The organism is Geodermatophilus sp. SYSU D00691, assembly GCF_054050275.1.
The window spans coordinates 1-26,030 of record NZ_JBJGYZ010000048.1 but is presented as its reverse complement, the minus strand read 5'-3'; the positions used below and the strand labels follow the sequence as shown (position 1 = coordinate 26,030).

The window sequence follows — 26,030 nt, the reverse complement described above, 5'->3', positions numbered from 1 at the left end:
GGGCCGATCACTCGTTGCACGATCGACGTAGTCCTCGAGAAAGGGGGCCCCGATGGAGCCCGCCCTCATCGCCCTGCTGGTGATCGCCGTCCTGGTGATCATCGTCGTGGCCAAGAGCCTCACCATCGTCCCGCAGGCCCAGGCGAAGGTCATCGAGCGCCTGGGCCGCTACAGCCGGACCCTGTCGCCCGGGCTCAACCTGCTGGTGCCCTTCGTCGACCGGGTGCGCGCGACGGTGGACCTGCGCGAGCAGGTCATCTCCTTCCCGCCGCAGCCGGTCATCACCGCCGACAACCTGCAGGTCGGCATCGACACCGTCGTCTACTTCCAGGTGACCGACCCGCGGCTGGCCGTGTACGGCATCGCGAACTACATCACCGGCATGGAGCAGCTGACGACGACGACCCTGCGCAACGTCGTCGGCGGGCTGAACCTCGAGCAGTCGCTCACCGGCCGCGACGGCATCAACAGCCAGCTGCGCTCGGTGCTCGACGGCACCACCGGCCCGTGGGGCCTGCGGGTGGCCCGCGTCGAGATCAAGGCGATCGACCCGCCGGCGTCGATCCGCGACTCCATGGAGAAGCAGCTGCGCGCCGACCGCGACAAGCGGGCGATCATCCTCACCGCCGAGGGCTCGCGCCAGGCCGCGATCACCTCGGCCGAGGGCGAGAAGGCCGCGGCGATCCTCTCCGCCGAGGGCAGGAAGCAGGCGGCGATCCTCGCGGCCGAGGCGGAGCGGCAGAGCCAGATCCTGCGCGCCGAGGGTGAGCGCGCCGCGCTGTTCCTGCAGGCGCAGGGCCAGGCGAAGTCGATCGAGACGGTCTTCCAGGCCATCCACGACGGCAAGCCCGACCAGGCGCTGCTGGCCTACCAGTACCTGCAGACGCTGCCGCAGATCGCCAAGGGCGACGCGAACAAGATGTGGATCGTCCCCAGCGAGTTCAGCAAGGCGCTCGAGGGGCTGGCCCGGATGGGCGGGGCCGACAGCGAGAAGTCGTTCCTCGACGTGCCGGCGTCCACCAACGGCAGCGGCCGCTCCGGTGACGGCCTGGACACCAGCGGCTGGTTCGAGTCGCACCTGCCGCCGGCCGCCGAGCAGCCCGAGGCCAAGATCGAGCTGTCCAGCATCCAGCCGGGCATCCCGGCGCCCCCGCCGCTGTCGCAGGTGAAGCAGGAGGCGCACAACGAGGACGTCGAGCAGGCCCTGCCGCCCGGGCAGCCGCCGCAGCAGTGACCCCGCTTCCGGCGCCGAAAGCCGTCCGGCTTTCGGCGCCGGAAGCAAGGATCAGTCCTTGAGCAGGCCCTCGCGGAGCTTGGCGAGGGTCTGCGACAGCAGCCGCGAGACGTGCATCTGCGAGATGCCGATGTCGGCGGCGATCTGCGACTGCGTCATGTTGCCGAAGAACCGCAGGATCAGGATCCGGCGCTCGCGGGCGGGGATCGTGGCCAGCAGCGGCTGCAGCGACTCGCGGTACTCCACGCCCTCCAGCGCGGCGTCCTCCTCGCCCAGCGTCGCCGCCAGGGTGGGGGAGTCGTCCTCACCGGACAGCCGCTCGTCGAGCGAGCTCGACCGGTAGGCGTTGGCGACGGCGAGGCCCTCGAGCACCTCCTCGCGGGGGATGCCCAGGTGCTCGGCCAGCTCCGACGGCGTCGGCGCCCGGCCGTTCTTCTGCGCCAGCTCGCCGACCGCCGCGTTCAGCGACAGGTGCAGCTCCTGCAGCCGCCGGGGGACGCGCACCGACCAGCCCTGGTCGCGGAAGTGCCGCTTGATCTCGCCGGTGATCGTGGGGACGGCGAAGCTGAGGAACTCCACGCCGCGGTTCGGGTCGAACCGGTCGATGGCCGCGATCAGCCCGAGCGTGCCCACCTGCAGCAGGTCGTCGAACGGCTCGCCGCGGTTGCTGAAGCGCCGCGCGAAGTGCCGGACGAGGGGCAGGTGCTCCTCGACCAGGATCTCCCGCAGCCGCTCCCGGCGCGGGTCGTCCTTTGCCAGCGTGGCCAGCTCGGCGAACAACGGCGCGGTGCGCTCGGCCCGCCGCCGGTTGTCCGAGACCGGTGCGCTGTCGGGGGTCGTCTCCGGCTCGCTCGCCTCGTCCGCCTCCTCGGCGTCGTCGGCCCGCCCGGTCGCCTGGTCCTCGGGCAGCTCGACCGGCTGTTCCTGTGCAGAGATGTCGTCCTCCGCCGTTCGCGGGATCACGGACAGCCCCTTGGGCAGGGTGTCCTCGTCTCCGGCAGCCGTCCGGGTCACCGCTGCGGGACCGAGAGGTTCTGGCCCGCCCCACCGCCGACGACCTCCGGAGGCCGCTGGCCGGGCAGGTACTTGTCCATGGAGATGACCGCCACGGGCTCGGCGGTGCCGTTGCCGCCGGGGACGTCGGCCTGGGTGGCCGGCCGGCCGTCGACGTTGTCGGCGAGGGTCTGCAGCACCGCCCAACCGAAGCCGTCCCGCGGGACGTCCGTGCCGGCGGCGGTGGGCACCCACGCGTCGATGTGCAGCCCGGTGCGGGTGGTCTCGAAGACGACGGTCAGCGGCTCGTCGTCGGCACCCACGACCGCGAGGATGGCGCAGGCCTCGTCGACGGCCAGGCGGAGGTCCTCGACCGAGTCGAGGTCGTAGTCCATCCGCATCGCCAGGTCACCGGCCATGGCGCGCACCGCCGGCAGCTGGGTCGGCGTCGTGGGCACCCGCAGCTCCAGCCGTTCACCGCGCCGTCCGTCCTGCGCGAGGGCACCCCTCGAGTCGGCCATCCGTTGTCCGCCCTTTCCTCGTCCTCGGCGCCCGCGCCTCGCGCGGATCGCGACGACCCCATCCTGCCGGATCGCCCGCGGCGGCCGCCCGGCGCGCAGCGGTGCGCGACCGGCTCCTGCCCCGGCAGGCTGGCATACCCGCACCCGCGGCTGCCCCAAACGTGCCCCTGACCACGGCGCGGACGGGTCCGAGCCCGGTTGCCGACCCCCCGGGGTTGCGGTTGTCTGGCGGCGAGATGAGTGCGAGCACGGGCGACGAGCAGCCGCCGACCGCGCCGGAGGACTCCGGGTCCGCCGTGCTGGTCGCCGCGATGGACGCCGCGCCCGCCGCCATCTGGTTCCTCGCCGGCGTCGGCGAGCCGGCCGTCTGGGCCAACGCGCGCGCCCGCGGCATGGGCGCCGGCTGGAGCGACCTGCCGGTCGTCGGGGGGCGCCCGGCCACCGAGCTCGTCGAGGCCGCGCTGCGCGCCGGCCGGCAGGACGCGCTGCACGGCCCGGTCGGCGGCGACGGCCCGGTCGGCACGGCCGTCGTCCGGCCCCTGCAGGTCGGCGGCGGCTACGGCGCGCTGCTCGTCCTGGAGACCGAGGCGGACCAGGAGCGCAGCCCCTGGCCGGTGGGCGAGGTCGACGTCGTCGAGAAGGTGCAGCACAGCCTGCTGCCGCCGTCGCTGCCGATGCTGCCCGACCTGTGGCTCTCCGGCAGCTACCACCGCGCCAGCTCGGTGCGCGCCGCCGGCGGGGACTGGTACGACGCGGTGGCGCTCGGCCAGGGCCGGCTCGCCCTCGTCGTCGGCGACGCGGTCGGGCACGGCGTCCCCGCCGCCGGGGCCATGAGCCGGCTGCGCGGCGCCATGCGCAGCAGCGCGCTGCTCGACCCCGAGCCGGCGTCGGTCATCCGCGCGCTCGACGCCTTCGCCGGCCAGATGGACGACGTCGAGGGCGCCTCGGTCTTCTACGGCGTGCTCGACGCCGCCACCGGGCGGCTGACCTACGCCGCGGCCGGCCACCCCGCGCCGCTGGTGGTCGGCACCGACGGCGACACCCGCTTCCTGCCGGTCACGCCGCGGCCACCGCTGGGCAGCGTGCCCGACGCCGTGACCGAGGTCGCCGAGCACCTGCTGGAGCAGGGCGCCACGCTCGTGCTCGTCTCCGACGGCGCGGTCGTCGGCGCGGGGGACAGCCCCGGCGACGGGATGTCCCGGCTGGCCGAGGTCGCCGCCGAGGTGCTCGCCGGTGCGGCGCCGCTGGAGGTGGAGGCGTCGGCCGACCTGGCCGCCGCGGTGGCCGAGGGGGTGCGCACGCCGCAGGGCTGGCCCGACGACGTCGCCGTCCTCGTCGCCCACCGCCGCGCGATGTCGCTGGAACCGGTCGTGCTCGACCTGCCCGCAGTGCCGTCGTCCCTCCCGGGTGTGCGGCGGCGGCTCGGCGCCTGGCTGGCCGGTCTCGGGATGGGCGAGCAGGACCGGGTGGGGGTGATGGTCGCCGTCGGCGAGGCGTGCGCCAACGCCGTCGAGCACGCCTACCGGGGCCAGGAGCCGGGGCGCATGTACCTCGACGCGCACGTCGACGTCGACGGGGTGCTCACCGTGCAGGTCCGCGACGAGGGCTCCTGGCGGCCGCCGGACCGTGATCCCGGCGACCGCGGCCGCGGCCTGCTGATCATGCGGCAGATGGTCGACCGCGTCGTCCTCGAGGAGGGGCACGGGACGACGGTCACGCTCAGCATCCGGCTGCGCCGGACCCCCGAGGTCGACGTGGAGCGCGCCGTGGCCGAGGCCGCCGCCACGGTCGTCGTCGACCGGACCACGATGCCGTGCGCGGTGGTGCGCGTGTCGGGGGCGGTGGACACCGTCAGCGCCGAGCTGCTGCGCATCCGGCTGCTCGAGGCCAGCCACGGCGGCACCTCCCGGGTGGAGCTCGACCTCGGCGGCGTGACGCTGCTCTCCAGCGCCGGCGTGCGCGTCGTGCTGGCCATCGCCCGGATCGCCCGCGACGAGCAGTGGCGCCTGGTGGTGCACGCGCCGGAGGGCGGCGTCACCCGGCACGTGCTGGAGATCAGCGGGCTGGGCGGGCAGGTCGACCTCGACTGAGCGGGGGACAGCCGGTTTGGGGAACGGCCCGGGTGCGCATCCCTGGCTCGTGAGACTGCGGCGCAGCGACGTGCACGGTCCCGGGTGGCGGCGACGCCGCGCCGGCAAGGGCTTCGCCTACTACGACGAGGACGGCGCCCTGATCAAGGACGAGCGGCTGGACCGGGTCCGCGCCCTCGCCATCCCGCCGGCCTGGCGCGACGTGTGGATCTGTCCCTGGCCCAACGGGCACATCCAGGCCACGGGCTTCGACGCGGCCGGCCGCAAGCAGTACCGCTACCACGACCGCTGGCGGCAGCGCCGGGACGCCGAGAAGCACGAGCGCGTGCTGGAGATCGCCCACCAGCTGCCCGACGTCCGCGACGCGGTGCACGACGCGATCACCGGCAGCGGCCTGTCCCGCGACCGGGTGCTCGCCGCCGCCGTCCGGCTGCTCGACCTCGGCGCCTTCCGCGTGGGCAGCGAGCAGTACGCCGAGGACAACGGCACCTACGGGCTGGCCACGCTGCGGCGCGACCACGTGCGGGTGCGCGGGGAGAAGGTGTTCTTCGCCTTCCCGGCCAAGGGCGGCAAGGACTGGGAGCTCGAGCTCAAGGACAAGCCGACCGCCGACGTCGTCCGCGAGCTGCTCAGGCGGCCGGACGACACCGGCGAGGACCTGCTCGGCTACTGGGAGGACGACCCGGCGGGGGAGGGGCAGGTCTGGCACGACGTCACCAGCAGCGAGATCAACTCCTACCTCAAGGAGGTCAGCGACGCCGAGATCACGGCCAAGGACTTCCGCACCTGGAACGCCACGGTGCTGATGGCCGCGACACTGGCCGAGGTGCCGCCGCCGACGTCGAAGACCGCGCGCAAGCGGGTGGTCAAGCAGGCCTACGAGCGGGTGTCGGACTCGCTGGGCAACACGCCCGCCGTCTGCAAGGCGTCCTACGTCGACCCGCGGGTGGTCGACCGGTTCGAGTCCGGCGAGACGATCGTCGAGGCCCTCCGGGAGGCGCAGCACGCGCCCGACGACCGCAGCCAGCAGCGGGTGCTGGAGCAGGCGGTCTGCCAGATGCTCACCGCCTGACGACGACGAAGGGCCCCGCCGGCTCGGCGGGGCCCTCGGTCGTCGGCTCAGTTGGTGGCGCTGTCGGCGATCGTGAAGAGGTCGATCAGGCCGGTGACCTCGAGGGGGCGGGTGACGGCGCGCGTGGTCGCGATGAGGCGCAGGCCGACGTCGCGGGAGCGCGCCGACTTCTGGGTCTCGACCAGCACGGCCAGCCCGGCGGAGCCGAGGAACTGGACGCCGGAGAGGTCGATCACCAGCTCCTTGGGCTGCTGCTCCAGCTGGCTGTCCAGGGAGGAGCGCAGCACGGGGGCGGTGAAGGTGTCCACCTCGCCCACGACGGTCACCGTGACCGAGCCGTCCTCACCGGTCGAGGTGGACAGCGTGATCACGTCGTCGAAGGGCGCCTCCGTGCCCTCGGCCGGCACGTCGTGCTGACCCTCGGCGGGCAGATCGGAAGTCGTCACGGACAGCAGCTCCTCTCGGCGGCAGGACCGGGCGGCGGTACCGCGGTGGTCAATCTACCGCTGCCCGCTCCGGGGATGTCGTGGCCCCGGGGCGAGCGTCCTCGAACGTGTTACCTGCCGGAACGCGAGGTCCCGGCGAGAGACGGCTGCTTGTTCAACCGCAGATCAAACGTAGACAACCGGATCATCCCACGCCAACCCCCGCCCGGGGGGGCTCCGCGAGCAGGGTCACGCATGGGGGGCAGCCCCACGGGTAGGGCGCGACCACGACACCGGTCGACCGGCCGGTCCCCCCGTCCCCCGGGACGGACGAGTGCGCGCACCGCCGCCGCACGCAGAACGGAGGCCACCCCATGAGCGAGAACGACCCCGGCGCGATCCACTCCGCGCAGAACGACCGCGAGTTCCCCGACGACGAGCGCGGCGTCACGGGGACCCGTGACGACGTCCGTGGCGACACCGGGGCCACCGGTCCCGAGGGCCAGACCGCCCGCGACGTCTTCCCCGAGGACAACGGGGTCCCGGACGTCTCCCAGGACGACTTCCCGACCATGCAGCGGTCCGAGGACCCGCAGTTCGCCCCGGAACCGGGCGACCGCGAGAGCCACGCGACCGTCGGCTTCGGCACCACCGCCCTCGAGCAGCAGGACGGGAAGCCGCTGTCCGGTCGCCTGGAGGAGGAGATCGCCGACGACGTCGCCGACGTGCGGCCGGCCGAGGACCCGGCCCGCGGCATCGGCCAGCTCGAGCAGGACTACGACACCACCCCGGTCTCCGACTCCGGGACCAACCGCACCGCCGACGACGTCGAGGCGGCCCTCGACCCCGTCGTCGGGGGCGAGGGCCCCGAGGAGACCGCGATGCACGTCGTGGACTGAGCGGCGCCCCGGACGGGTAGCGGCCCGCCCATGGCGATCGCAGAGGAGGTGCAGCGGTTGAGCGCTCCGGTACGCCGCTGGGCCCGCACCCAGAAGCGCGAGTACACCAACGGCGCCGAGCGCCCGCTCGGCGGCGACCTGGGCGCGATGGGCGTCTACTCGGGGCTGGTGGCGGCGGGGGTGGCCGCGGTGCGGGCCTCCGGCCGCGACCTGCCCGACCGCATCCCCGTGGGCGACGCCGTCCTGCTCACCGTCGCCACCTTCCGGCTGGCCCGGCGGCTGGCCAAGGACCCGGTGACCAGCCCGCTCCGGGCGCCGTTCACCGCCTTCCAGGGCCCCTCCGGGCACGCGGAGGTGGCCGAGGAGGTCCGCGAGCACGGGGGCGTCAAGCACGCCGTCGGCGAGCTGCTCACCTGCCCGTTCTGCCTCGCGCAGTGGGTGGGGACGGCGTTCGTGTTCGGCTACGCCACCGCGCCGCGGGCCACCCGCCTCGCCGCGCTGACCATGACCACGGTCGCCGGCTCCGATGTCCTGCAGTTCCTCTACGACGCGATCCAGAACGGCGCGTTGACCGGCAGGGGCGAAGGGGTCGACGAAGGAGGACGATGAGTGCGGTTCCGCCCCGGGCACGCAGGACGAGGGCGGTCCACGCCCGGTGACCTCTTCCCCCGCCGGCGTGTCCCCCGGACGGGGGAGACCGACGGCCGGTCGACCTGACGCGGGCACCCGCTCGCCCCTATCCTGCGGATTCTCGACCGTCTGGCGGTCACCGGGACCCGAGCGGGCCCAGGCAGGGGAAGGGGCGGCATGCGGTCGATCTGGCGCGGGGCGGTGTCGTTCGGCCTCGTCAGCATCGGGGTGAAGCTGTACTCGGCGACCGAGGACAAGGACATCCGGTTCCACCAGGTGCACGTCACCGACGGTGGGCGGATCAAGTACAAGCGGGTCTGCTCGATCGACGGCGAAGAGGTCGAGTACTCAGACATCGCCAAGGGGTACGAGCTGCCCGACGGGCAGCTGGTGATCCTGACCGACGAGGACTTCGACGAGCTGCCGCTGTCGACGCGGCGCGAGATCGACGTCCTGCAGTTCGTCGACCAGGACGAGATCGACCCGATCCACTTCGAGAAGACCTACTACCTGGAGCCCGACGGCCCGGCGACGCGGCCGTACGTGCTGCTGCGCGACGCGCTGGAGAACGCCGGCCAGGTCGCGATCACCAAGATCGCGCTGCGCCAGCGGGAGTCGCTGGCGGCGCTGCGCGTGCGCGACGGCGTGCTGGTGCTGCACACCATGCGCTGGCCCGACGAGATCCGGACGCCCGACTTCGGCTTCCTCGACGAGGACATCTCGGTCCGCCCGCAGGAGCTGCAGATGGCCGAGGCGCTCATCGCCTCGATGTCCGCCTCGTTCGACGCCGGCGAGTTCACCGACGACTACCGCGCCGCCATGGAGGCCCTGCTCGAGGCCAAGACCTCGGGCGGCGACGTGCAGCCGGTGCCCGAGGTGGCCGACACCGGCGCGGCCGTGGTCGACCTCATGAGCGCGCTGCGCGCCAGCGTCGAGCGGGCCCGCGGCGGCGGCGCCGAGGAGGAGCCGGCGCCGCGCAGCGCCCCGCGCAAGACCGCCGCGGCGAAGAAGGCCGCACCCGCGAAGAAGGCGACCCCGGCGAAGAAGACCACGACCGCGAAGAAGACGACGGCGAAGAAGACGGCGGCGGACAAGCAGCCGGCCAAGCGCGCCACCCGCCGCAGCGCCTGACGTGCCCGCCCGGCGCCGATCGGCGGCCGACCCGCTGGCCGAGTACCGCGCCAAGCGGGACCCGGCGCGCACCGCGGAGCCGGTGCCGCCGGAGGGTCGGCCGCTGCCGGCGGGGGACGACGACACCTTCGTCGTCCAGGAGCACCGCACGCCGCGTGGGGATCCCGCCCACCCGAGGGGCGAGCGGGTGCACTGGGACCTGCGGCTGGAGCGCGACGGCGTCCTCAAGAGCTGGGCCGTGCCCAAGGGCCCGCCGCTCGAGCCGGACGTGAACCGGCTCGCCGTCCCCACCGAGGACCACCCGCTGGAGTACGCCTCCTTCGCGGGGACCATCGCCGCCGGCGAGTACGGCGGCGGGCACGTGACCATCTGGGACGCCGGCCGCTACGAGACCGAGAAGTGGGACGACAGGCACGTCATCGTCCGGTTCGACGGTCGCCGGCTGCAGGGCCGGTACGTGCTCTTCCCGCTCGCCGACGGCACCTGGAACCTCAAGCGGCTGGACCCGTCCACCGAGCGGCTGCCGGCCCGGCTGGCCCGCCCGGGGTTCACCCCGATGCTGGCCACCCCGGGGGAGCTGCCGCCGGCCGCCGAGGACGACGCGTGGGGCTACGAGTTCAAGTGGGACGGCGTCCGCGCCGTCGCCCTCGTCTCCGGCGGCCGGCTCGCGCTGCGCTCGCGCAAGGGCGACGACATCACCGTGCGCTACCCCGAGCTGGCCCGGCTGCCGGACTCGCTGGCCGGGCGCGACGCCGTCCTCGACGGGGAGGTGGTGGCCCTCGACGAGCAGGGCCGCCCCGACTTCGGCGCGCTGCAGAACCGCATGCACCGCACCGGTCCCGAGGTGCCCAGGATGGCCGCGGAGAAGCCGGTGACCTACCTGGTGTTCGACCTCCTCGCGGTCGACGGCGAGGACCTGCTCGACCTGCCCTACGCCGAGCGGCGGGCCCGGCTGGACGCCCTCGCGCCGGGCGGGCACCGCTGGGGCGCCACCCCCTGGTTCGCCGGCGGCGGGGAGACCATCGCCGCGGCGGGTCTGGAGAACGGGCTGGAGGGCGTCGTCGCCAAGCGGCTGGACTCGCCGTACCGGCCCGGCGTCCGCGGGCCGGAGTGGGTCAAGGTCAAGAACTTCCGCACCCAGTCGGTCGTCGTCGGCGGCTGGCGGCCGGGCAAGGGACGCCGGGCCGGGGGAGTGGGCTCGCTGCTGTTCGGGGTGCACGACGACGAGGGGCGCCTGGTCTACGCCGGGCACGTGGGCACCGGCTTCACCGACCAGGCGCTGCGCGAGCTCGAGGGGCTGTTCACCCGGCGGCGGACCTCGCCGTTCGACGGCGCGCTCCCGCGCGAGGTCACCCGCGACGCGCGGTGGGTGGAACCGGTCCTCGTGGGCGAGGTCGCCTACGGCGTGTGGACGGCGGACGGCCGGTTGCGCCACCCTTCGTGGCGGGGGTTGCGGGACGACGTGGACCCGGAGGACGTGGTGGTCGAGTGGTAGCCGATTCCCGCCAGCGGGTGCGGGTCGACGGTCGGCAGCTGACCGTCTCGAACCTGGACAAGGTCCTCTTCCCGGACGTCTCGTTCACCAAGGCCCGGGTGATCGACTACTACGTGCGCATCGCCCCGGTGCTGCTGCCGCACCTGTCCGGCCGGCCGGTGACGTTCACGCGGTGGCCCGACGGCGTGGAGGGCCAGGCGTTCTTCGAGAAGAACAGCGCCCGGCACGCGCCGGACTGGGTGCGCCGGGTGACCGTGCCGAGCCCCGGCAGCTCCAAGGGCCGGGAGGTGCTGGACATGGTGCTGCTCGAGACCGTGGCCGACCTGGCCTGGGCGGCCAACCTGGCCGCGCTGGAGCTGCACGTGCCGCAGTGGCAGATCGGCAGCAAGCGCCAGCCGGCGCTGCCCGACCTGCTGGTGCTCGACCTCGACCCCGGCCCGAACGCCGGCATCTACGAGTGCTGCCTGGTGGCCGAGCGGCTGCGCGAGCGGCTGGTCGCCGACGGCCTCGACCCGGTGGTGAAGACGTCGGGTTCGAAGGGGATGCAGGTCTACGCGCCGATCCGGGTCACCGACCGGGAGCACCCCAGCCGCTACGCCAAGCACCTGGCGCAGGCGCTGTCGGCCGAGACGCCCGAGCAGGTGGTCTGGCGCATGGAGAAGGTGCTGCGGCCGGGCAAGGTGCTGGTCGACTGGAGCCAGAACAACCCGGCCAAGACGACGGTGGCGCCGTACTCGCTGCGCGCCCGGCCCGACGCCACGGTCTCGGCGCCGATCGGCTGGGACGAGGTGGACGCGGTCCGGGAGGGCGACGCCGAACCCGGTGCGCTGCGCTTCCGCACCGGGGAGGTGCTCGAGCGGGTCGAGGAGTACGGCGACCTGTTCGACGTCGCCGACCGGCAGCGCGCGACGCTCCCGTCCGTCTGAGGCCCCCCTCCGAGGGAGGACCGCGCCGGGGCGGTCTGGGACGATCGCCGTCGTGTCTGCTGCAGGTCCGGAGCCCGACCGGTTCACCGACGCCGGCCGGCTGGTCGTCCGCTGCCCTGACCGGCCGGGCATCGTCGCCGTCCTGTCCCGGCTGCTCGCCGACGTCGGAGCGAACATCACCGAGTCGCAGCAGCACTCCTCCGACCCGGTCGGCGGCACCTTCACCCTCCGCCTGGAGTTCGTGCTGCCCGGGCTGGCCACCCACCGCCAGCACCTGGAGGGCGCGCTGAGCCTGCTCGCCCGGCAGTGGGGGATGACGTGGCGGCTGACCGAGGCCGCGCACCGCCCGAGCCTCGCCGTCTTCGTCAGCCGGACCGACCACGTGCTGCAGGAGCTGATCTACCGGGTCCGCGCCGGTGACCTGCGGGCCGAGATCACCGCCGTCGTCTCCAACCACCCCGACCTCGAGCCGGTGGCCAAGGCGGCGGGCATCCCGTTCCACCACGTGCCGGTCACGCCCGGCACGAAGGCGCAGGCCGAGGCGCGGGCCCTGGAGCTCATCGGCGACGTCGACCTGGTGGTGCTGGCCCGCTACATGCAGATCGTCTCGGAGGACTTCTGCGCCCGCTTCCCGGAGCGGCTGATCAACATCCACCACAGCTTCCTGCCGGCGTTCGTCGGGGCGAACCCGTACCAGGCCGCTCACGACCGCGGCGTGAAGCTGATCGGCGCCACCGCCCACTACGTGACCCCGGAACTGGACGCCGGTCCGATCATCGAGCAGGAGGTCGCCCGCATCGACCACCGCGCCACGGTCGAGGACATGCGCCGGGTGGGCCGCTACGTGGAGCGGCAGGTGCTCGCGCAGGCGGTCACGTGGCACGTCGAGGACCGCGTCATCGTCGAGGGGCACCGCACCATCGTCTTCGCCTGATCCACGGGCGCCGCCCGGGTCCTTTTGCGGCGTTCTGCACGCTCCTGCGGTCGTGCCGCACCGCGGGGGCGTGCACAACACGCAGGAGTGGCCCCGTCCCCGCAACTCCCCGGGTCGAACTCGTGCTGCTCGGGTCCTGCAGCGCTCCCGCAGCGCGAGTTGACCCCCCGAAGGCGCGCCATGGCGGACGCGTCCGGTCCCTCTTGCGGTCATCTGCTTGCCTCTGCGGTCGTGCAGCGCCGCGAGAGCGTGCAGAACACCGCAAGAGCGAGGCGACGGGAGGGCGCGGCCTGTGACCGTGTGCGCGAACTGGCAGGGGACGGGCGTCCTGCTGACACCCCGCGCACACGGTCGGCTCGGGCCCGAGGCTGGTTCCCACTGGGCGGAAAGATCGATTGGGTTCCGCTTTCCCTGCGCACCTAGGGTCCGTCGGTCGGCCACCGAGGACCTGGAGGGGACATGAGCTCGTCGTCCACCACGACCCGCAGCGGCGCCGGGACCGCAGCCCGCGCCGCCGGTTGGGTCGCGCCGCTGTGCTGGATCGCCGTCCTCCTCGACGGCTTCGACCTCGTCGTGGTCGGCACGGTGGTGCCCGCGCTGCAGGAGCCCTCCGAGTGGGGGCTGTCCGGGGCCGGGACGACCTTCGTCATCACCATCGGCCTGGTCGGCATGATGATCGGCGCGCTGACCGTGGGCACGCTGACCGACGTGGTGGGCCGGCGCAAGGCGCTCATCGGCGCCGTCGCCTCCTTCTCGCTGTTCACCCTGCTCTGCGCCTTCGCGCCCAACGCCGGCACGTTCGGCGTGCTGCGCTTCCTGGCCGGCCTCGGCCTCGGCGGCTGCCTGCCGACGGCGATCGCGATGGTCAACGAGTTCACCCGCGGCGGCCGCAGCGGGCGGGCGACCACCACCGTGATGACCGGCTACCACGTGGGCGCGGTGGCCACCGCGGCGCTGGCGATCATGGTCGTGGAGCCGATCGGCTGGCGCTGGATGTTCGTCATCGGCGCGCTGCCGGCGCTCGTGCTGGTGCCCCTGATGCTGCTCCGGCTGCCCGAGTCGGCCTCCTTCCTCGTGGCCAAGGGCCGCCGAGCCGAGGCCGAGGACGTCGCCCGCCGCTACGGACTGGAGCTAGAGGAGCCGACGGCGGGGGTCGACGAGCACGCCGGGGAGAGCGCCGGCGCCACGCTGAAGACCCTGTTCGCCCGCCCGTGGCTGCGCAACACCGTGGCCATCGGGGTGACGTCGTTCATGGGCCTGCTGCTGGTCTACGGCCTGAACAACTGGCTGCCGACGATCATGCGCGAGGCCGACTACGACCTGGGCGCCGCGCTGGCCTTCCTGCTGGTGCTCAACGTCGGCGCGATCGTGGGCCTGCTGGTGGCCGGCGCGGTCGCCGACCGGATCGGCACGCGCACCGCCGGCATCATCTGGTTCGCCGCGGCCGCGGTCTTCCTCGCGCTGCTCTCGGTGCGGCTGCCGATCGCCGGCCTCTACGTGCTGGTGTTCCTCACCGGCTGCTTCGTCTTCAGCTCGCAGGTGCTGGTGTACGCGTTCGTCAGCGGCAACCACCCGCCCCAGGTGCGCGCCACGGCGCTCGGCTGGTCGGCCGGCGCGGGGCGCGTCGGCGCGATCGTCGGTCCGGTGCTCACCGGCGCGCTGTTCGCCGCCGGCAACGCGTTCCCGTGGGGCTTCTACATGTTCTCGGTCGTCGGCGTGCTGGGCGCGCTGGCGCTGGCCGTGGCGCGGACCCGGCGCCCGTGATCAGAGCGCGGACCCGGCGCCCGTGATCAGAGCGCGGACCCGGCGCGTCTGATCAGTCGCGCGGGCGCTTGCGGTCCTGGTCGGCCAGGAAGCGCTCCAGCTCGGTGGCCAGCTCGTCGCCGCTGGGCAGGCCGCCGGTCTCGCCGAGCAGCCCGTTGTCCTCGCGGGCGGCGGTGAACGCGTCGAACTGCTGCTCGAGCGCGGCCACGACCGCGGTGTTCTCCGGGTTGCGGGAGATCTGCTCGTCGATCTCGGTGCGGTTGGCCTCGGCGGCCTCGCGCAGCCCCTCGACGGGCAGGTGCAGGCCGGTCAGCCGCTCCAGGTGCTCGAGCAGCGTCAGCGAGGCGGCCGGGTAGGTGGCCTGGGCCAGGTAGTGCGGCACGTGCGCGGCGACGCCGAACGCGTCGACGCCGGCCTCGCCGAGCCGCAGCTCGAGCAGCGCCGGGACGCTGCCCGGGATGCGCATCTCGCCCCAGTACACCGGGTACGACTCGATGAGCGCCCGCCGGCTGGCGTGCGCGGTGACGGTCACCGGGCGGGTGTGCGGCACCGGCATGGGGATCGCCTGCAGCGCGACCACCGACGTCACGCCGAGCCGCTCGACCAGCCACCGGACGGCGGCGACGAAGCGCTGCCACGCGTAGTCGGGCTCGGCGCCGTGCAGCAGCAGGAAGGTCTCGCCGGCGTCGTCCTCGACCGCGTAGAGGTTGATCTCCGGGGCGGTGAACGACTCGTAGTGGTCGCCCTGGAAGGTCATCCGCGGCCGGTGCGCCCGGTAGTCGACCAGGCTGTCGACGTCGAAGCGGGCGATGACCCGGTGCGGCAGGTCGGCCAGCAGGTGCGACCCGGCCAGGGCCGCGGCGTGGGCGGCGTCGAACTCGCCGGCCAGGTCGTGCACGAGCACGAGCCCGCGGCGCTCCCCGGGCGCACCGGCCTCGGCCTCGCGGGCGAGCAGCGGCTCCGCCTCGGGGAGCAGCTCGACGAGCTCCTCCGGACGCTGGACCACGGCGACCTCCTACAGCCTCTGCCGGTGGACCCCCGGTGCAGCTCCCGCGGAGGGTCCGGCATTCCCATCGTCCCCCGGGCGGGGTCAGCCGCGGTCGCCGTCCGTCGCCGGCTCGGCCACCAGCCGGCTGCCCTGCTCGTCGCCGGCCACCCGGGCCACCGTCCCGTCGGCGGCCACCTCGGGATCTCGCTGGTCCAGCTGGTCGCGCACGTAGCGGTAGGTGACGGCGATCAGCGCGGCCACCGGCACCGAGAGGAAGGCGCCGATGATGCCGGCCAGGCTGCTGCCCGCGGTGACCGCGAGGATGACCACCGCGGCGTGCAGGTTGAACCCGCGGCCCTGGATGATCGGCTGCAGCACGTTGCCCTCGATCTGCTGCACGACGATCACGATGATCAGCACGATCAGGGCGTCGGTCGGGCCCTCGGTCACCAGCGCGATGAGGACGGCGAAGGCGCCGGCGACGAACGCACCGATGATCGGGATGAACGCGCCCAGGAACGTGATCACGGCCAGCGGGATCACCAGCGGGACGCCGAGCACCAGCAGCCCGACGCCGATGAAGAACGCGTCGACGAAGCCCACCAGCGCCTGCTGCTTGATGAACTCCGACAGCGTCGTCCACGCCTTCTGCGACAGCGCGGTGACGTGCGGCGCGGCCCGGGGGCCGGTCTGCGCGGCCAGCCACGGCGTCCACCGCGGGCCGTCCTTGAGGAAGAAGAAGCTCAGGACCAGCGCCAGCACGAGGTTGATCAGGCCGTTGCCGATCGACGTCGCGGTGGTCAGCGCGTAGCCGGCGATGTCGGTCGCGTTCTCCTGCAGCCGGGCGATGGCCGAGTCGATGGCGTTGCCGATCTGGTCCTCGCCGATGTTGAACGGCGGACCCTGCAGCCACTCCTGCACGTCCTCGAGCGCGGCCACGGTCTGGTCGGCCAGCTCGCCGGACTGGTCGGCCACCTGCGGGACGATCACCGCGACGATCGCGCCGAAGACGGCGAGGAAGCCCAGCAGCGCCACCGTGGCGGCCAGCGCCGGCGGCCACCCGTGGCGGCGCAGGAAGCGGGCGGGCGGCCAGAGCACGGTGGTGAACAGCAGGCCGAGCACGATCGGCAGCAGCACCACCCAGAACTTGCCGAGCACGTACCCGAGGACGACGACCCCGGCCACGATCAACAGCAGCTGCGCGGAGGCGATCGCCATCGTGCGCGTCGCCGAGCGGACCCGCTCCCCGCGCGCCGGCCCCGGTGCCGGCGCCGAGGTGGGCAGCGTGGTGTGGGCGCCGGCGTCGGGCAACCGGTCGCCCGCCACGGCGTCGCCGTCGGGGTCGGCGGGCGCCTCGTCGACGTCCCGGCGGCCGGGCAGCGGAAGCTTCATGGTCAAGATCCCAACACACGCAGGGCGGCGGCACGGGGACGCGCCGCCGTCGTACCTGCGTCGTAGCGTTCCCGCATGCCCCGAACCGCAACCGCCGACCACGTCGACCGCGCCGCCCTGCTCGAGTTCCTCCGGCCGCGGCACCGGGCCGTCCTGGTCACCCGGCGGTCCGGCGGCGCCCCGCAGCTCTCGCCCGTCACCTTCGGCGTCGACACCGAGGGCCGGGTCGTCGTCTCCACCTACCCGCAGCGGGCCAAGGTGACCAACGCCCGCCGCGACCCCGCGGTCTCGCTGTGCGTCCTGTCCGACGACTGGGACGGCCCCTGGGTGCAGGTGGACGGCGAGGCGGAGGTGCTCGACCTGCCCGAGGCGCTGGAGCCGCTCGTGGAGTACTTCCGGGTGATCAGCGGGGAGCACCCCGACTGGGAGGAGTACCGCGCGGCCATGGTGCGCCAGGGCAAGTCGCTGGTGCGGATCACGATCACCGGGTGGGGGCCGGTCGCCACCGGCGGTTTCCCGCCCGAGGTGATCGGCAAGCTCTGACCCTTGCTTAAGCGGATGAAAGCTGACAGGCTTGCGGAGTGCCGTACGTGCTGACCGTCGACCAGCGCGCGAGCCGACGCGGTCCCGACCGCGTCGGTGACGCGCTGCGCCGGCTGGACGGCGCCGTGCCCGTGCTGCTGCCGTTCGAGCGCACCGCCGGCGACGAGTTCCAGGGCCTGCTGGCCGAACCGGCCGACGTGGTCGACGTGGTGCTGCTGCTGGTGCGGCTCGGCGGCTGGAGCATCGGCGTGGGCGCCGGCCCGGTGCAGACGCCGCTGCCCGAGAGCACGCGGGCCGGTGCGGGGCCGGCGTACCTGTCCGCCCGGCGGGCGATCGACGCGGCCAAGCAGCGCCCGTTCCGGCTCGCGGTGCGCGGGGCCGTGCCGCCCGAGGCGGCCGACGCGCAGGCGGTGCTCACCGCGCTGGCCGCGCTGGTCGACCGGCGCAGCGAGCAGGCGTGGGAGGCCATCGCGCTCGTGGAGCAGGGCCGCACCCAGTCCGACGCCGCCGCGGCGCTGGGCATCTCCCGCCAGGCGGTGGGCCAGCGGCTGGCGGCGGGCCTGTGGGAACTGGAGCGCGAACTGCGCCCGGCGGCGGCCCACCTGCTGGCGCGGGCCGCGGGATGAGGTGTCCGTGCTCGTCGCCGTCCTGATCCTGGTGTCGCTGACCGTCGCCGGCGGACTGGCGCTGACCCTGCTGGGGGAGCGGGTGCGCCCGGCGTGGACGGCGACCGTGCTGGCCGCGTCCCTGGGCGTGGCCGCCGTCCTGGCGTGGGTGGCCGACCCGGCGTCCGGCGGGGTGGTGCAGGCGACCGTGCTGCTCGCCTTCGCCGCGGCGGTGGTCGGCGGGGGGCCGGTCGCGACCGCGGTGCTCCGCTCGGCCGATCCCACCGACGCGGTGGCGGCCGGCGGGCCGGGTGACCCCGACGTGCTGCGCGGCGGGGCCTGGATCGGCGTGCTCGAGCGGGCCGCGGTCGCCGGCACGCTGCTGGTGGGCTGGCCCGAGGGCCTCGCCGTCGTCCTGGCCGTCAAGGGGCTCGGGCGCTTCGCCGAGCTCAAGGTGTCCGCGGCCGCCGAGCGCTTCATCCTCGGCACCCTCGCCAGCGCCCTGTGGGCCGTCGCCTGCGTCGGGGTCGTGGAACTGCTCCGCCGCTGACCGGCCACCCGATCAGGTTCCTCCGCCCCACCTGCGGTTTCCGCCTCTCGACGGCGGGGAATGCCCCGGCCCGATCCCGAGCCAGGAGGAGGAGCCGTGACCCAGGACCCGCGCCCGCTCTCGCCCGAGGAACTCGCCGCCGAGGGTGCCGCCGCGTTGCCGGACAAGGAGGTCGTCTCGCTGCTCGACCTCAACGCCGACCTCGACATCGCGCTCGACGCGGCCGCCCCGATCGACCTCGCCGTGGCGGCCAACGCCAACGTCGCCGCGCCCATCGACGCGGCCGTCGGCGCCAACGTCCTGTCGGAGGGCTCGACCGCCCAGGCCCTCGCCGACCAGGGCGTCCTCATCGACCAGGGCATCACCGGCGAGGCGGTCGCCACCGCGCCGCAGGACGCCACCGTCGACCAGACCGGCGACGACGCCGCTGCGGGCGACGAGCCCGCCCCGGCGCCGACCACGCCGGACGACGGCACCGAGATCGGCGACCCGCTCTCCGGCGACCTGCTGGACGTGGACGTCGACCTGGCCGCCGACGTCGACCTCGCCGCCCCGGTCGCCGGTGCGGTGGCCGCGAACGCCAACGTGGCCGCCCCGATCGACGCCGCCGTCGCGGCCAACGTGGGCTCGGTCGACTCGCAGGCCACGGCGATCGCGCAGCAGGACGCGATCATCACGCAGGACATCGACGCCGACGCGCACGCGACGGCGGACCAGTCCTCCGGCATCACCCAGTGATCCCGCGCGGATGACCGGTCCGCGCACCGCCCCGATCGCCGTCCCCGCCGCGCCCGCCGCGGCGGGGACCGACCGGGAGGTGCTCCAGCGCGCCGCGGGCGTGGAGCTGCTCGGCGAGATCCCCGGTTCCGGCTACCGCCGGCCGCCCGCGCTCGCCCGCCGCGGCGACGGCCAGGTGGTCACGCTGACCCCGCTGGTGCAGCAGGTGCTGGCCGCGGTGGACGGCTCCCGGACGGTGGCCGAGGTGGCCGACGCCGTCGGCGCCGCCACCGGGCGGCTCGTGCGGCCGGATGACGTCCGCCAGCTGGTCGACCGGACGCTGCGGCCGATGGGGCTCCTGCTCCCCGCCGACGGCCGCGAGCCGGAGCTGCGCCGCGCCGCACCCCTGCTCGGGCTGCGGTTCCGCCGCGTGGTGACCGACCCCGCCGTCACGCGGCGGGTCACGGCGCCCTTCGCGGTGCTCTTCTCGCCGCTGGTCGTCGTCCCGGTGGTCCTCGCCTTCGCCGCGGTGGCCTTCTGGGTGCTCTTCCGGGAGGGCCTGGCCGCGGCCACCGCGCAGGCCTTCGCCGTCCCCGGCGTCTTCCTCGCGATCGTGCTGGTGACCGTGCTGTCGGCGGGCTTCCACGAGTTCGGGCACGCCGCGGCAGCCCGCTACGGCGGGGCGACGCCCGGCGCCATGGGCTTCGGGCTGTACCTGCTCTGGCCGGCGTTCTACACCGACGTCACCGACAGCTACCGGCTCGGCCGCGCCGGGCGGGTGCGCACCGACCTCGGCGGGCTGTACTTCAACGCCGTCGTCGTCCTGCTCACCTTCGCCGTCTGGTGGGGAACCGGCTGGCACGCCGTGCTGCTGGTGGTCGCCACGCAGATCCTGCAGATGGTCCGCCAGCTCGCCCCGCTGCTGCGGTTCGACGGCTACCACGTGCTCGCCGACGTCACCGGCGTGCCGGACCTCTACCAGCGGATCGGACCGGTGCTGCGGGGGCTGCTGCCGGGCCGCCGGCGCGCGCCCGAGGCCGCCGCGCTCAAGCCGTGGGCGCGCGTGGTCGTGACGCTGTGGGTGCTGCTCGTCGTCCCGCTGATGCTCGGGACGTTCCTGCTCATGGTGCTGGCCCTGCCCCGGCTGCTGGGCACCGCGTGGGCGTCGGTGCGGGAGCAGGCGGCGCTGATCGGCGGCGACGTCGGCGACGGTGACCTCCTGGGCGCGCTCGCCCGCGCGCTGGCGGTCGTCGCCGTCGTGCTGCCGATCGCCGGCCTGCTCGTCGTGCTCGCGAGCGCCGTCCGGCGTGCGGCGGCCGGCGTGCGGCGGCGCACCGAGGGGCGGCCGGGCCGGCGCGCGCTCGCGCTGGTGGTCGCCGCCGCCCTCCTCGCGGGTCTCGCCTGGGCGTGGTGGCCCGCCGGCGACCGGTACCGGCCGGTGCAGCCGTACGAGGGCGGCACCGTCCTCGACGCGGTGCCCGCCGGGCTGGGCGGCAGCGCGCCCGGCCTCGACCAGGGCAGCCGGGGGACCGGGCTGACGATCTGGCCCGACGACGGCCCGTTGCCGACCGCCGACGCCCCCGCGCTCGCCCTGGTGCTCACGCCGGCGTCGCAGAGCTCGACCGCCGCGGACGGTCCCGTCGAGGGCCCCGGCGACGGCGGTGGGTCGGCCATCGACGCGCCGACGTGGGTCTTCCCGTTCGACCGCCCGCTCCCGCCGGGGGAGGGCGACAACCAGGCGCTGGCGGTGAACACCGAGGACGGCTCGGTGCTCTACGACGTCTCCTTCTCCCTGGTCTGGGTCGAGGAGGGCGACGAGGCCCTCAACCGCAACGAGGCCTTCGCCGCGGCCAGCTGCACCGGCTGCCGCACCGTCGCCGTCGCCTTCCAGGTCGTCGTCCTCGTCGGCTCGGTCGACGTCGTCGTGCCGCAGAACCTCGCGACCGCGGTCAACTACGCCTGCGTCGAGTGCGTGACCGCGGCGCTGGCGACCCAGCTGGTCGTGAGCGTCCCCGGCCCGCTCGGCGAGGAGGCCGGCCGCGAGCTCGCGGCGGTCTGGGCCGAGCTGCGCGCCTTCGGCGAGCAGATCACGGGGCTCTCCCTGTCGGAACTCCGCGACCGGCTCACCGAGTTCGAGGAGCGGATCCTCGCCGTCGTGCAGCAGTCGGCCCAGGAGCAGCCCCCGGAGCAGGCAGCGACGGGGAGCGGGTCGGCGACGCCCACGGGGACCCCGTCCGGGGGAGCCGGCACGGCCGACGGCACGGCCGACGACGCGGCCGACGACGCGGCCGGGGACGCGGCCGGGGACGCTCCGGCCGGGACGGAGGAGGACGCCGCACCCGCCGGGGAGGTCGGCGAGCAGGCCGGGACGACGACCCCTGACGACGCGTCCACGGGCGGCACCGCGACCGACGAGCCCGCGGCCACCACGTCGGCACCGGCGGAGGAGTCGGCGGAACTGCCGGCCGAGCAGGCGCCCGAACCCGCGCCGACGTCGCCCGGCACCACCGGCTGAGCGCGCGGGACGATCACCGCGCGGCGAGAATGATCCCGTGTCCGAGTCGCCCGCTCCCGGTGCCATCCGCAACCCCGACCTGCTCGCGGTCTACTGCAACGACCACCTGGCCGCCTCGGTCGGCGGCATCGAGCTGGTCAAGCGGATGCTCGGCGTCCACGGCGGCACCGCCTACGAGGGCCCGCTGACCCAGCTGCTCGCCGAGCTGCGCGAGGAGAACTCCTCGCTCGAGACGCAGATGCAGGCGGTCGGCTTCCCCGTCCGCCGGTACAAGCAGGCCGCGCTGTGGGTCGGGGAGAAGGTGTCGCGGGCCAAGCTCAACGGCCGCCTGCTCGAGCGTTCGCCGCTGTCCGACCTGGTCGAGTTCGAGTTCCTCGCCTCGGCCGTGCGGGCCAAGCGCAGCGGCTTCGAGACGCTGCGGGAGGTCGCGGAGATCGACGGCCGTCTCGACGGGGCCGAGCTGGACCGGCTGATCGAGCAGGCCGACCGGCAGCACGAGTGGCTCACCCGCGCCCGCCGGGAGGTCGCCGCCCGGACGTTCGGCGGCGACGCCCACGCCCCCGAGGAGGCGGCGGACTGACGGCGCCGGTACAACCGATCCCATGTGCCACGACCACGACAGCCGGCCGCCCGCGCCGCCCCGGACCGGGGACGTCGCGGAACGCGGGACGCTGACCCTCACCGCCGCCGACGGCACCGAGTTCTCGGCCGCGTACGCGGCGCCCGCCGCCGAGCCGCGGGTGGGCGTGGTCATCCTGCCGGACATCCGCGGTCTGCACCCGTACTACGTCGCGCTCGCCGAGCGCTTCGCCGAGGCCGGGCTGCCGGCCGTCGCGTTCGACTGGTTCGGGCGGACGGCGGGCGTGTGCGGGGATCCCGGGACACGCGGGGCGGACTTCGACTGGCAGGCGCACATCCCGCAGACCCGGCCGGAGTCGATCGACGCCGACCTCGCCGCCGCCGTCGACTACCTGCGCGGGCGCACCCGGCCCGACCTGCCGGTGGTCACGGTGGGGTTCTGCTTCGGCGGCAGCCACTCCTGGCGGCAGAGCGGCGGCGACCTCGACCTCGCCGCGTGCGTCGGCTTCTACGGCAAGCCGTCGGTGGTCGGAGCGGCCGCCGGGCGGGCGCACCGGCCCACCCTGATGGTGATCGCGGGCGCCGACGCCGCCACCCCGGTGGCGGACCAGCTGGCGCTCGCCGAGACCATGCGCGCGGCCGGCGCCGAGGTCGAGACGGCGGTGTACGACGGCGCCCCGCACTCCTTCTTCGACCGGGCGTTCGGGGAGTGGGAGGACGCCTGCGCGGACGTCTGGCGGCGGGTCCTCGCGCTCACCGACCGGGTCGCCCGGACCTAGGCTGGCTGGACGGCGCCAGCCACCGAGCCGCGCACGAGGGGGGAGCATGGTCGCGCAGCCGAACCTGCCCGGGCACCGGCTGGTGCCCGCGCACGAGACGTCCGCCGCGACGTCCCGGCCGCCGGCGGCCCCACCGGAGGACCTGCCGCCGGAGACCGCGGACGCCGCCGAGGTCGCGGCGGCGCCGGCGGAGGAGGCGGAGGAGGCGGCCGAGCCCGGGCCCGCCGTCGCGGTGCCCGGCGCGCCGGCCGCGGAGCCGATGGCCGCGTCCGGCGGGCTGCCGCGGTGGCTGCTGCTCCTTCTCGGGGCGGCGGCCGCGACCGTCGCGATCGCCGGTCTGCGGGAGATCTCCTGGCTCGTCGCGCCCATCCTGCTGGCGCTGGTCGTGGTCATCGCGCTCGCACCGGTGCAGAGCTGGCTGATGCGCGCCGGCTGGCCGCGCTGGGCCAGCGCCACCGTGCTGCTCGTCCTCGTCTGGACGGTGCTGCTCGCCTTCGTCGGCCTGCTGGTCCTCTCCATCGCGCAGTTCGCCGCCCTGCTCCCCGACTACGCCGGCCGCGCCGAGGTGCTGATCAGCGACGTCGTCCTCGACCTCAACGACGCCGGGGTGGTCAGTGGCCAGCTCTCCGACCTGGTCCGCGGCATCGACTACAGCCAGCTGGTCGGCGTGGCCACCGGGCTGCTGGGCCGCCTCACCGACGCGGCCAGCACGCTGCTGCTCCTGCTCTCCGCGCTGGTGTTCCTCGCCATCGAGTCCGGGGGCTTCGGCCGCCGGCTGGCGCTGGTCGCCGCCGAGCGCCCGCACCTGCCGATCGCGCTCGGCCTCTTCGCCCGCGGCACCCGCAGCTACCTGCTCGTCAGCACGGTCTTCGGGTTCGTCGTCGCCGTCGGCGACGCCATCGGCCTGGCCCTGCTCGGGGTCCCGGCCGCCGTGCTCTGGGGCGTGCTGTCGTTCATCACCAACTACGTGCCGAACATCGGCTTCGTCCTGGGCCTCATCCCGCCGGCGCTGCTCGCCCTGCTCGCCGGCGGCTGGGGCAAGTTCACCGCCGTCGTGATCCTGTACTGCGTGCTGAACTTCGTCGTCCAGACGCTGGTCCAGCCGCGCTTCGTGGGCGACTCGGTCGGGCTGTCGATGACGGTGACGTTCGTGGCGCTGCTGTTCTGGGGCTGGGTGCTGGGCGCGCTCGGCGCCCTGCTGGCCATCCCGCTCACCCTGCTGGTCAAGGCGCTGCTGGTCGACGTCGACCCGCGGGGGCACTGGCTGGACGTCATCCTGCGCGAGGAACCGCGGGCGCCGCGCACGTCGAGAGCCCGCCGGCGGGCGCACACCCGGCGGGCGGCGCTGGCCTCGGTGCGGGCCCTGCACCCGCACCGCCGGACGCCCCACGGCTGACCCTCGACACGCGCGCTGAGCTGCGCAGACGGAATGTCGTACCCCCTCCGTACGTTGCACCTGTGTCGGGTGGACGCGCCGCTCGGCGAACCGAGGAGGACACCCATGAAGGGCGACCGTGTCGAGGTCGTCATCGACGCCGGTGACGACACCCGCACCTACGAGATCGAGGCCACCCGGGCCGGCCGCCGGGTGGAGATCACCCACGGCCGGGGGCTCGTGGAGGTCACCGAGACCACCCGCGGCGGCACCCGTGTGCGCACCGCGCGGTTCATGGCCAACCGCGTGCTGGCCCTGGTCGAGCACCCGGCGTCGCAGGACGTGCTGCCCGACGACGCCGCGGTGACCCAGCTGCGCCAGCCCGCCTGAACGGGGTAGTCCCGTCCCGTGGCTCAGGAGCTCGTCGTGATGGTCGGGCTCCAGGGCAGCGGGAAGACGACGTGGGTGGCCCAGCACCTGGCCGGCACCCACGCCGTCGTGAGCAAGGACCACTGGCCCCGTGCCCGCCGGCGCGAGGCGCGGCAGCGCCGCGTCGTCGCCGAGCTGCTGGCGGCGGGGCGCAGCGTGGTGGTCGACAACACCAACCCCTCCGTCGAGGAGCGCGCGCCGCTCGTCGCGGCGGCCCGCGCCGCCGGGGTGCCGGTGCGCGCCGTCTGGCTGGACGTGCCCGTCGAGACGTGCCTGGAGCGCAACGCGCGGCGGGAGGGCCGGGCCCGCGTGCCGCTGGTCGGGGTGCACGCCACCCGCGCCCGGCTGGTGCCGCCCACGCCGGAGGAGGGCTTCACCGCGGTCGACGCGGTGCGCCCGGCGACCTGACCCGCCCGGCCGACCAGGGCACCCGGACCTTCCGGCACGGCCGTTGCTACCCGCCCGTAACCTGGCGGGCGCAGCAGGCGGCCGCCCCGGCGCAGCAGCCCGGCGGGCGGCCGGCATCCGGACGAAGGGAACCTCTAGATGAGCGAGGCAGGGAGCGCGGCCCGCCGCGTGGCCATCGTGACCGGCGCGGCCCGCGGCATCGGCGCCGCCACCGCGATCCGGCTGGCCGCCGACGGGTTCGCCGTCGGCGTGCTCGACCTGGACGAGGGGCAGGCCAAGGCCACCGTCGAGGCGATCGAGGCCGCGGGCGGCACCGCCCTGGCCGTGGGCGCCGACGTCAGCGACACCGAGCAGGTGACCGCCGCCGTCGAGCGCGTGGCCGCCGAGCTCGGCCCACCGACCGTGCTGGTCAACAACGCCGGCGTGACCCGCGACAACATGCTCTTCAAGATGACCGAGTCCGACTGGGACACGGTCATGAACGTGCACCTGCGCGGCGCCTTCCTCATGACCCGCGCGGTGCAGAAGTACATGACCGAGGCGAAGTTCGGCCGGATCGTGAGCCTGTCCAGCGTCTCGGCGCTGGGCAACCGCGGGCAGACCAACTACTCCACGGCCAAGGCCGGTCTGCAGGGCTTCACCAAGACGGTGGCCATCGAGCTGGGCAAGTTCGGCGTCACCGCGAACGCGATCGCGCCCGGCTTCATCCAGACCGAGATGACCAGGGCGACCGCCGAGCGCATGGGCATCGCCTTCGACGACTTCATCGCGTTCGCCGCCAAGGAGATCCCGGTGCAGCGCGTGGGCCAGCCCGAGGACATCGCGCACCTGGTCTCGTTCCTCGTCAGCGAGGGCGCCGGCTTCGTGTCCGGCCAGGTCATCTACGCCGCCGGCGGTCCCAAGGCCTGAGCGGTGGAGGGGCCCGGGGGGGGCCCGCCCGCCCCGGCCCGGCACCCGGGGGGAATTTTTTGGGGTAATGGTACCCGGGGGACCCACAACCCTACCGCTCGCCCTCCAACGTGAAAAAAAACGGTAA

The 26,030-nt window shown here is 74.6% G+C and carries 26 protein-coding genes; 21 read left to right on the top strand and 5 right to left on the bottom strand.

The annotated features are described in order from the left end of the window. The first annotated feature begins 52 nt into the window (after positions 1-52). Positions 53-1,234, top strand: a complete 1,182-nt coding sequence (locus ACI797_RS25325; protein WP_456862615.1) for an SPFH domain-containing protein — start codon at positions 53-55, stop codon at positions 1,232-1,234. Positions 1,235-1,285: 51 nt separating this feature from the next. On the opposite strand, the gene ACI797_RS25320 is transcribed toward ACI797_RS25325, so the two are convergent. Both ACI797_RS25320 and ACI797_RS25315 read right to left on the bottom strand, forming a co-directional pair. Further along, a complete protein-coding gene (locus ACI797_RS25320; protein WP_456862612.1) occupies positions 1,286-2,197 on the bottom strand; it encodes an RNA polymerase sigma factor SigF in 912 nt (303 codons plus the stop codon). 47 nt (positions 2,198-2,244) lie between these two features. Further along, on the bottom strand, positions 2,245-2,748 hold the full coding sequence (locus tag ACI797_RS25315; protein WP_456862609.1) for an ATP-binding protein: 504 nt from the start codon (positions 2,746-2,748) through the stop codon (positions 2,245-2,247). Between the two features lie 236 nt (positions 2,749-2,984). On the opposite strand from ACI797_RS25315, the gene ACI797_RS25310 reads away from it, so the two are divergent. After that, positions 2,985-4,838: a SpoIIE family protein phosphatase gene (locus tag ACI797_RS25310; protein ID WP_456862606.1), complete on the top strand. Its 1,854-nt coding sequence runs from the start codon at positions 2,985-2,987 to the stop codon at positions 4,836-4,838. A gap of 49 nt (positions 4,839-4,887) precedes the next feature. Further along, complete coding sequence (locus ACI797_RS25305; RefSeq protein ID WP_456862603.1) at positions 4,888-5,910, top strand: DNA topoisomerase IB; 1,023 nt, start codon at positions 4,888-4,890, stop codon at positions 5,908-5,910. Positions 5,911-5,957: 47 nt separating this feature from the next. On the opposite strand, the gene ACI797_RS25300 is transcribed toward ACI797_RS25305, so the two are convergent. Then, positions 5,958-6,356, bottom strand: a complete 399-nt coding sequence (locus ACI797_RS25300; protein WP_456862600.1) for an STAS domain-containing protein — start codon at positions 6,354-6,356, stop codon at positions 5,958-5,960. A gap of 353 nt (positions 6,357-6,709) precedes the next feature. Between ACI797_RS25300 and ACI797_RS25295 the strand changes: the two genes are divergently transcribed. The 7 genes from ACI797_RS25295 to ACI797_RS25265 all read left to right on the top strand — a co-directional run bounded on the left by ACI797_RS25295 (position 6,710) and on the right by ACI797_RS25265 (position 14,114). Then, positions 6,710-7,234, top strand: coding sequence for a hypothetical protein (locus tag ACI797_RS25295; RefSeq protein ID WP_456862597.1), 525 nt, complete (start codon positions 6,710-6,712; stop codon positions 7,232-7,234). A gap of 30 nt (positions 7,235-7,264) precedes the next feature. After that, entirely contained in the window at positions 7,265-7,843 is a 579-nt protein-coding gene (locus tag ACI797_RS25290; RefSeq protein WP_456862594.1) for a DUF1360 domain-containing protein, read from the top strand. Positions 7,844-8,041: 198 nt separating this feature from the next. Then, entirely contained in the window at positions 8,042-8,995 is a 954-nt protein-coding gene (gene ku, locus ACI797_RS25285) for a non-homologous end joining protein Ku (protein ID WP_456862591.1), read from the top strand. 1 nt (position 8,996) lies between these two features. Beyond that, entirely contained in the window at positions 8,997-10,490 is a 1,494-nt protein-coding gene (gene ligD, locus ACI797_RS25280) for a non-homologous end-joining DNA ligase (protein ID WP_456862588.1), read from the top strand. Continuing rightward, positions 10,484-11,416 (top strand): non-homologous end-joining DNA ligase, encoded by a 933-nt coding sequence (gene ligD / locus ACI797_RS25275; protein ID WP_456862585.1) that lies wholly within the window; start codon positions 10,484-10,486, stop codon positions 11,414-11,416. The genes ligD (ACI797_RS25280) and ligD (ACI797_RS25275) overlap by 7 nt, the downstream gene beginning before the upstream one ends. Before the next feature lie 52 nt (positions 11,417-11,468). Continuing rightward, the gene (gene purU / locus ACI797_RS25270) at positions 11,469-12,350 is read left to right on the top strand and encodes a formyltetrahydrofolate deformylase (protein WP_456862582.1); all 882 of its coding nucleotides are present in this window, start codon (positions 11,469-11,471) and stop codon (positions 12,348-12,350) included. Positions 12,351-12,809: 459 nt separating this feature from the next. Further along, positions 12,810-14,114, top strand: coding sequence for an MFS transporter (locus tag ACI797_RS25265; RefSeq protein WP_456862579.1), 1,305 nt, complete (start codon positions 12,810-12,812; stop codon positions 14,112-14,114). Between the two features lie 52 nt (positions 14,115-14,166). On the opposite strand, the gene ACI797_RS25260 is transcribed toward ACI797_RS25265, so the two are convergent. Together ACI797_RS25260 and ACI797_RS25255 are read right to left on the bottom strand one after the other, a co-directional pair. Next, positions 14,167-15,120 carry a proteasome assembly chaperone family protein gene (locus ACI797_RS25260; protein ID WP_456862576.1) on the bottom strand — a complete coding sequence of 318 codons (954 nt, stop codon included), beginning with the start codon at positions 15,118-15,120 and terminating at the stop codon, positions 14,167-14,169. An 84-nt stretch (positions 15,121-15,204) separates the two neighbouring features. Further along, entirely contained in the window at positions 15,205-16,494 is a 1,290-nt protein-coding gene (locus ACI797_RS25255; protein WP_456862573.1) for an AI-2E family transporter, read from the bottom strand. Between the two features lie 75 nt (positions 16,495-16,569). Between ACI797_RS25255 and ACI797_RS25250 the strand changes: the two genes are divergently transcribed. The 11 genes from ACI797_RS25250 (at position 16,570) to fabG (ending at position 25,903) form a co-directional block, all read left to right on the top strand. Then, positions 16,570-17,037, top strand: a complete 468-nt coding sequence (locus ACI797_RS25250; RefSeq protein WP_456862570.1) for a PPOX class F420-dependent oxidoreductase — start codon at positions 16,570-16,572, stop codon at positions 17,035-17,037. Between the two features lie 38 nt (positions 17,038-17,075). Further along, on the top strand, positions 17,076-17,663 hold the full coding sequence (locus tag ACI797_RS25245) for a SatD family protein (RefSeq protein WP_456862567.1): 588 nt from the start codon (positions 17,076-17,078) through the stop codon (positions 17,661-17,663). A gap of 7 nt (positions 17,664-17,670) precedes the next feature. Beyond that, positions 17,671-18,192 carry a hypothetical protein gene (locus tag ACI797_RS25240; protein WP_456862564.1) on the top strand — a complete coding sequence of 174 codons (522 nt, stop codon included), beginning with the start codon at positions 17,671-17,673 and terminating at the stop codon, positions 18,190-18,192. Positions 18,193-18,288: 96 nt separating this feature from the next. After that, positions 18,289-18,930, top strand: a complete 642-nt coding sequence (locus ACI797_RS25235; RefSeq protein WP_456862561.1) for a hypothetical protein — start codon at positions 18,289-18,291, stop codon at positions 18,928-18,930. A gap of 10 nt (positions 18,931-18,940) precedes the next feature. After that, complete coding sequence (locus ACI797_RS25230; protein WP_456862559.1) at positions 18,941-21,424, top strand: M50 family metallopeptidase; 2,484 nt, start codon at positions 18,941-18,943, stop codon at positions 21,422-21,424. A gap of 37 nt (positions 21,425-21,461) precedes the next feature. Beyond that, positions 21,462-22,004 (top strand): hypothetical protein, encoded by a 543-nt coding sequence (locus ACI797_RS25225; RefSeq protein WP_456862556.1) that lies wholly within the window; start codon positions 21,462-21,464, stop codon positions 22,002-22,004. A gap of 22 nt (positions 22,005-22,026) precedes the next feature. Continuing rightward, complete coding sequence (locus ACI797_RS25220; RefSeq protein ID WP_456862553.1) at positions 22,027-22,782, top strand: dienelactone hydrolase family protein; 756 nt, start codon at positions 22,027-22,029, stop codon at positions 22,780-22,782. Between the two features lie 46 nt (positions 22,783-22,828). Next, complete coding sequence (locus ACI797_RS25215; RefSeq protein WP_456862550.1) at positions 22,829-24,178, top strand: AI-2E family transporter; 1,350 nt, start codon at positions 22,829-22,831, stop codon at positions 24,176-24,178. A gap of 105 nt (positions 24,179-24,283) precedes the next feature. Then, entirely contained in the window at positions 24,284-24,547 is a 264-nt protein-coding gene (locus tag ACI797_RS25210; RefSeq protein WP_456540200.1) for a hypothetical protein, read from the top strand. Between the two features lie 39 nt (positions 24,548-24,586). After that, on the top strand, positions 24,587-24,994 hold the full coding sequence (locus tag ACI797_RS25205; protein WP_456862646.1) for an AAA family ATPase: 408 nt from the start codon (positions 24,587-24,589) through the stop codon (positions 24,992-24,994). 138 nt (positions 24,995-25,132) lie between these two features. Then, the gene (fabG, locus tag ACI797_RS25200; RefSeq protein ID WP_456862548.1) at positions 25,133-25,903 is read left to right on the top strand and encodes a 3-oxoacyl-ACP reductase FabG; all 771 of its coding nucleotides are present in this window, start codon (positions 25,133-25,135) and stop codon (positions 25,901-25,903) included. The last annotated feature ends 127 nt before the right edge of the window (positions 25,904-26,030 follow it).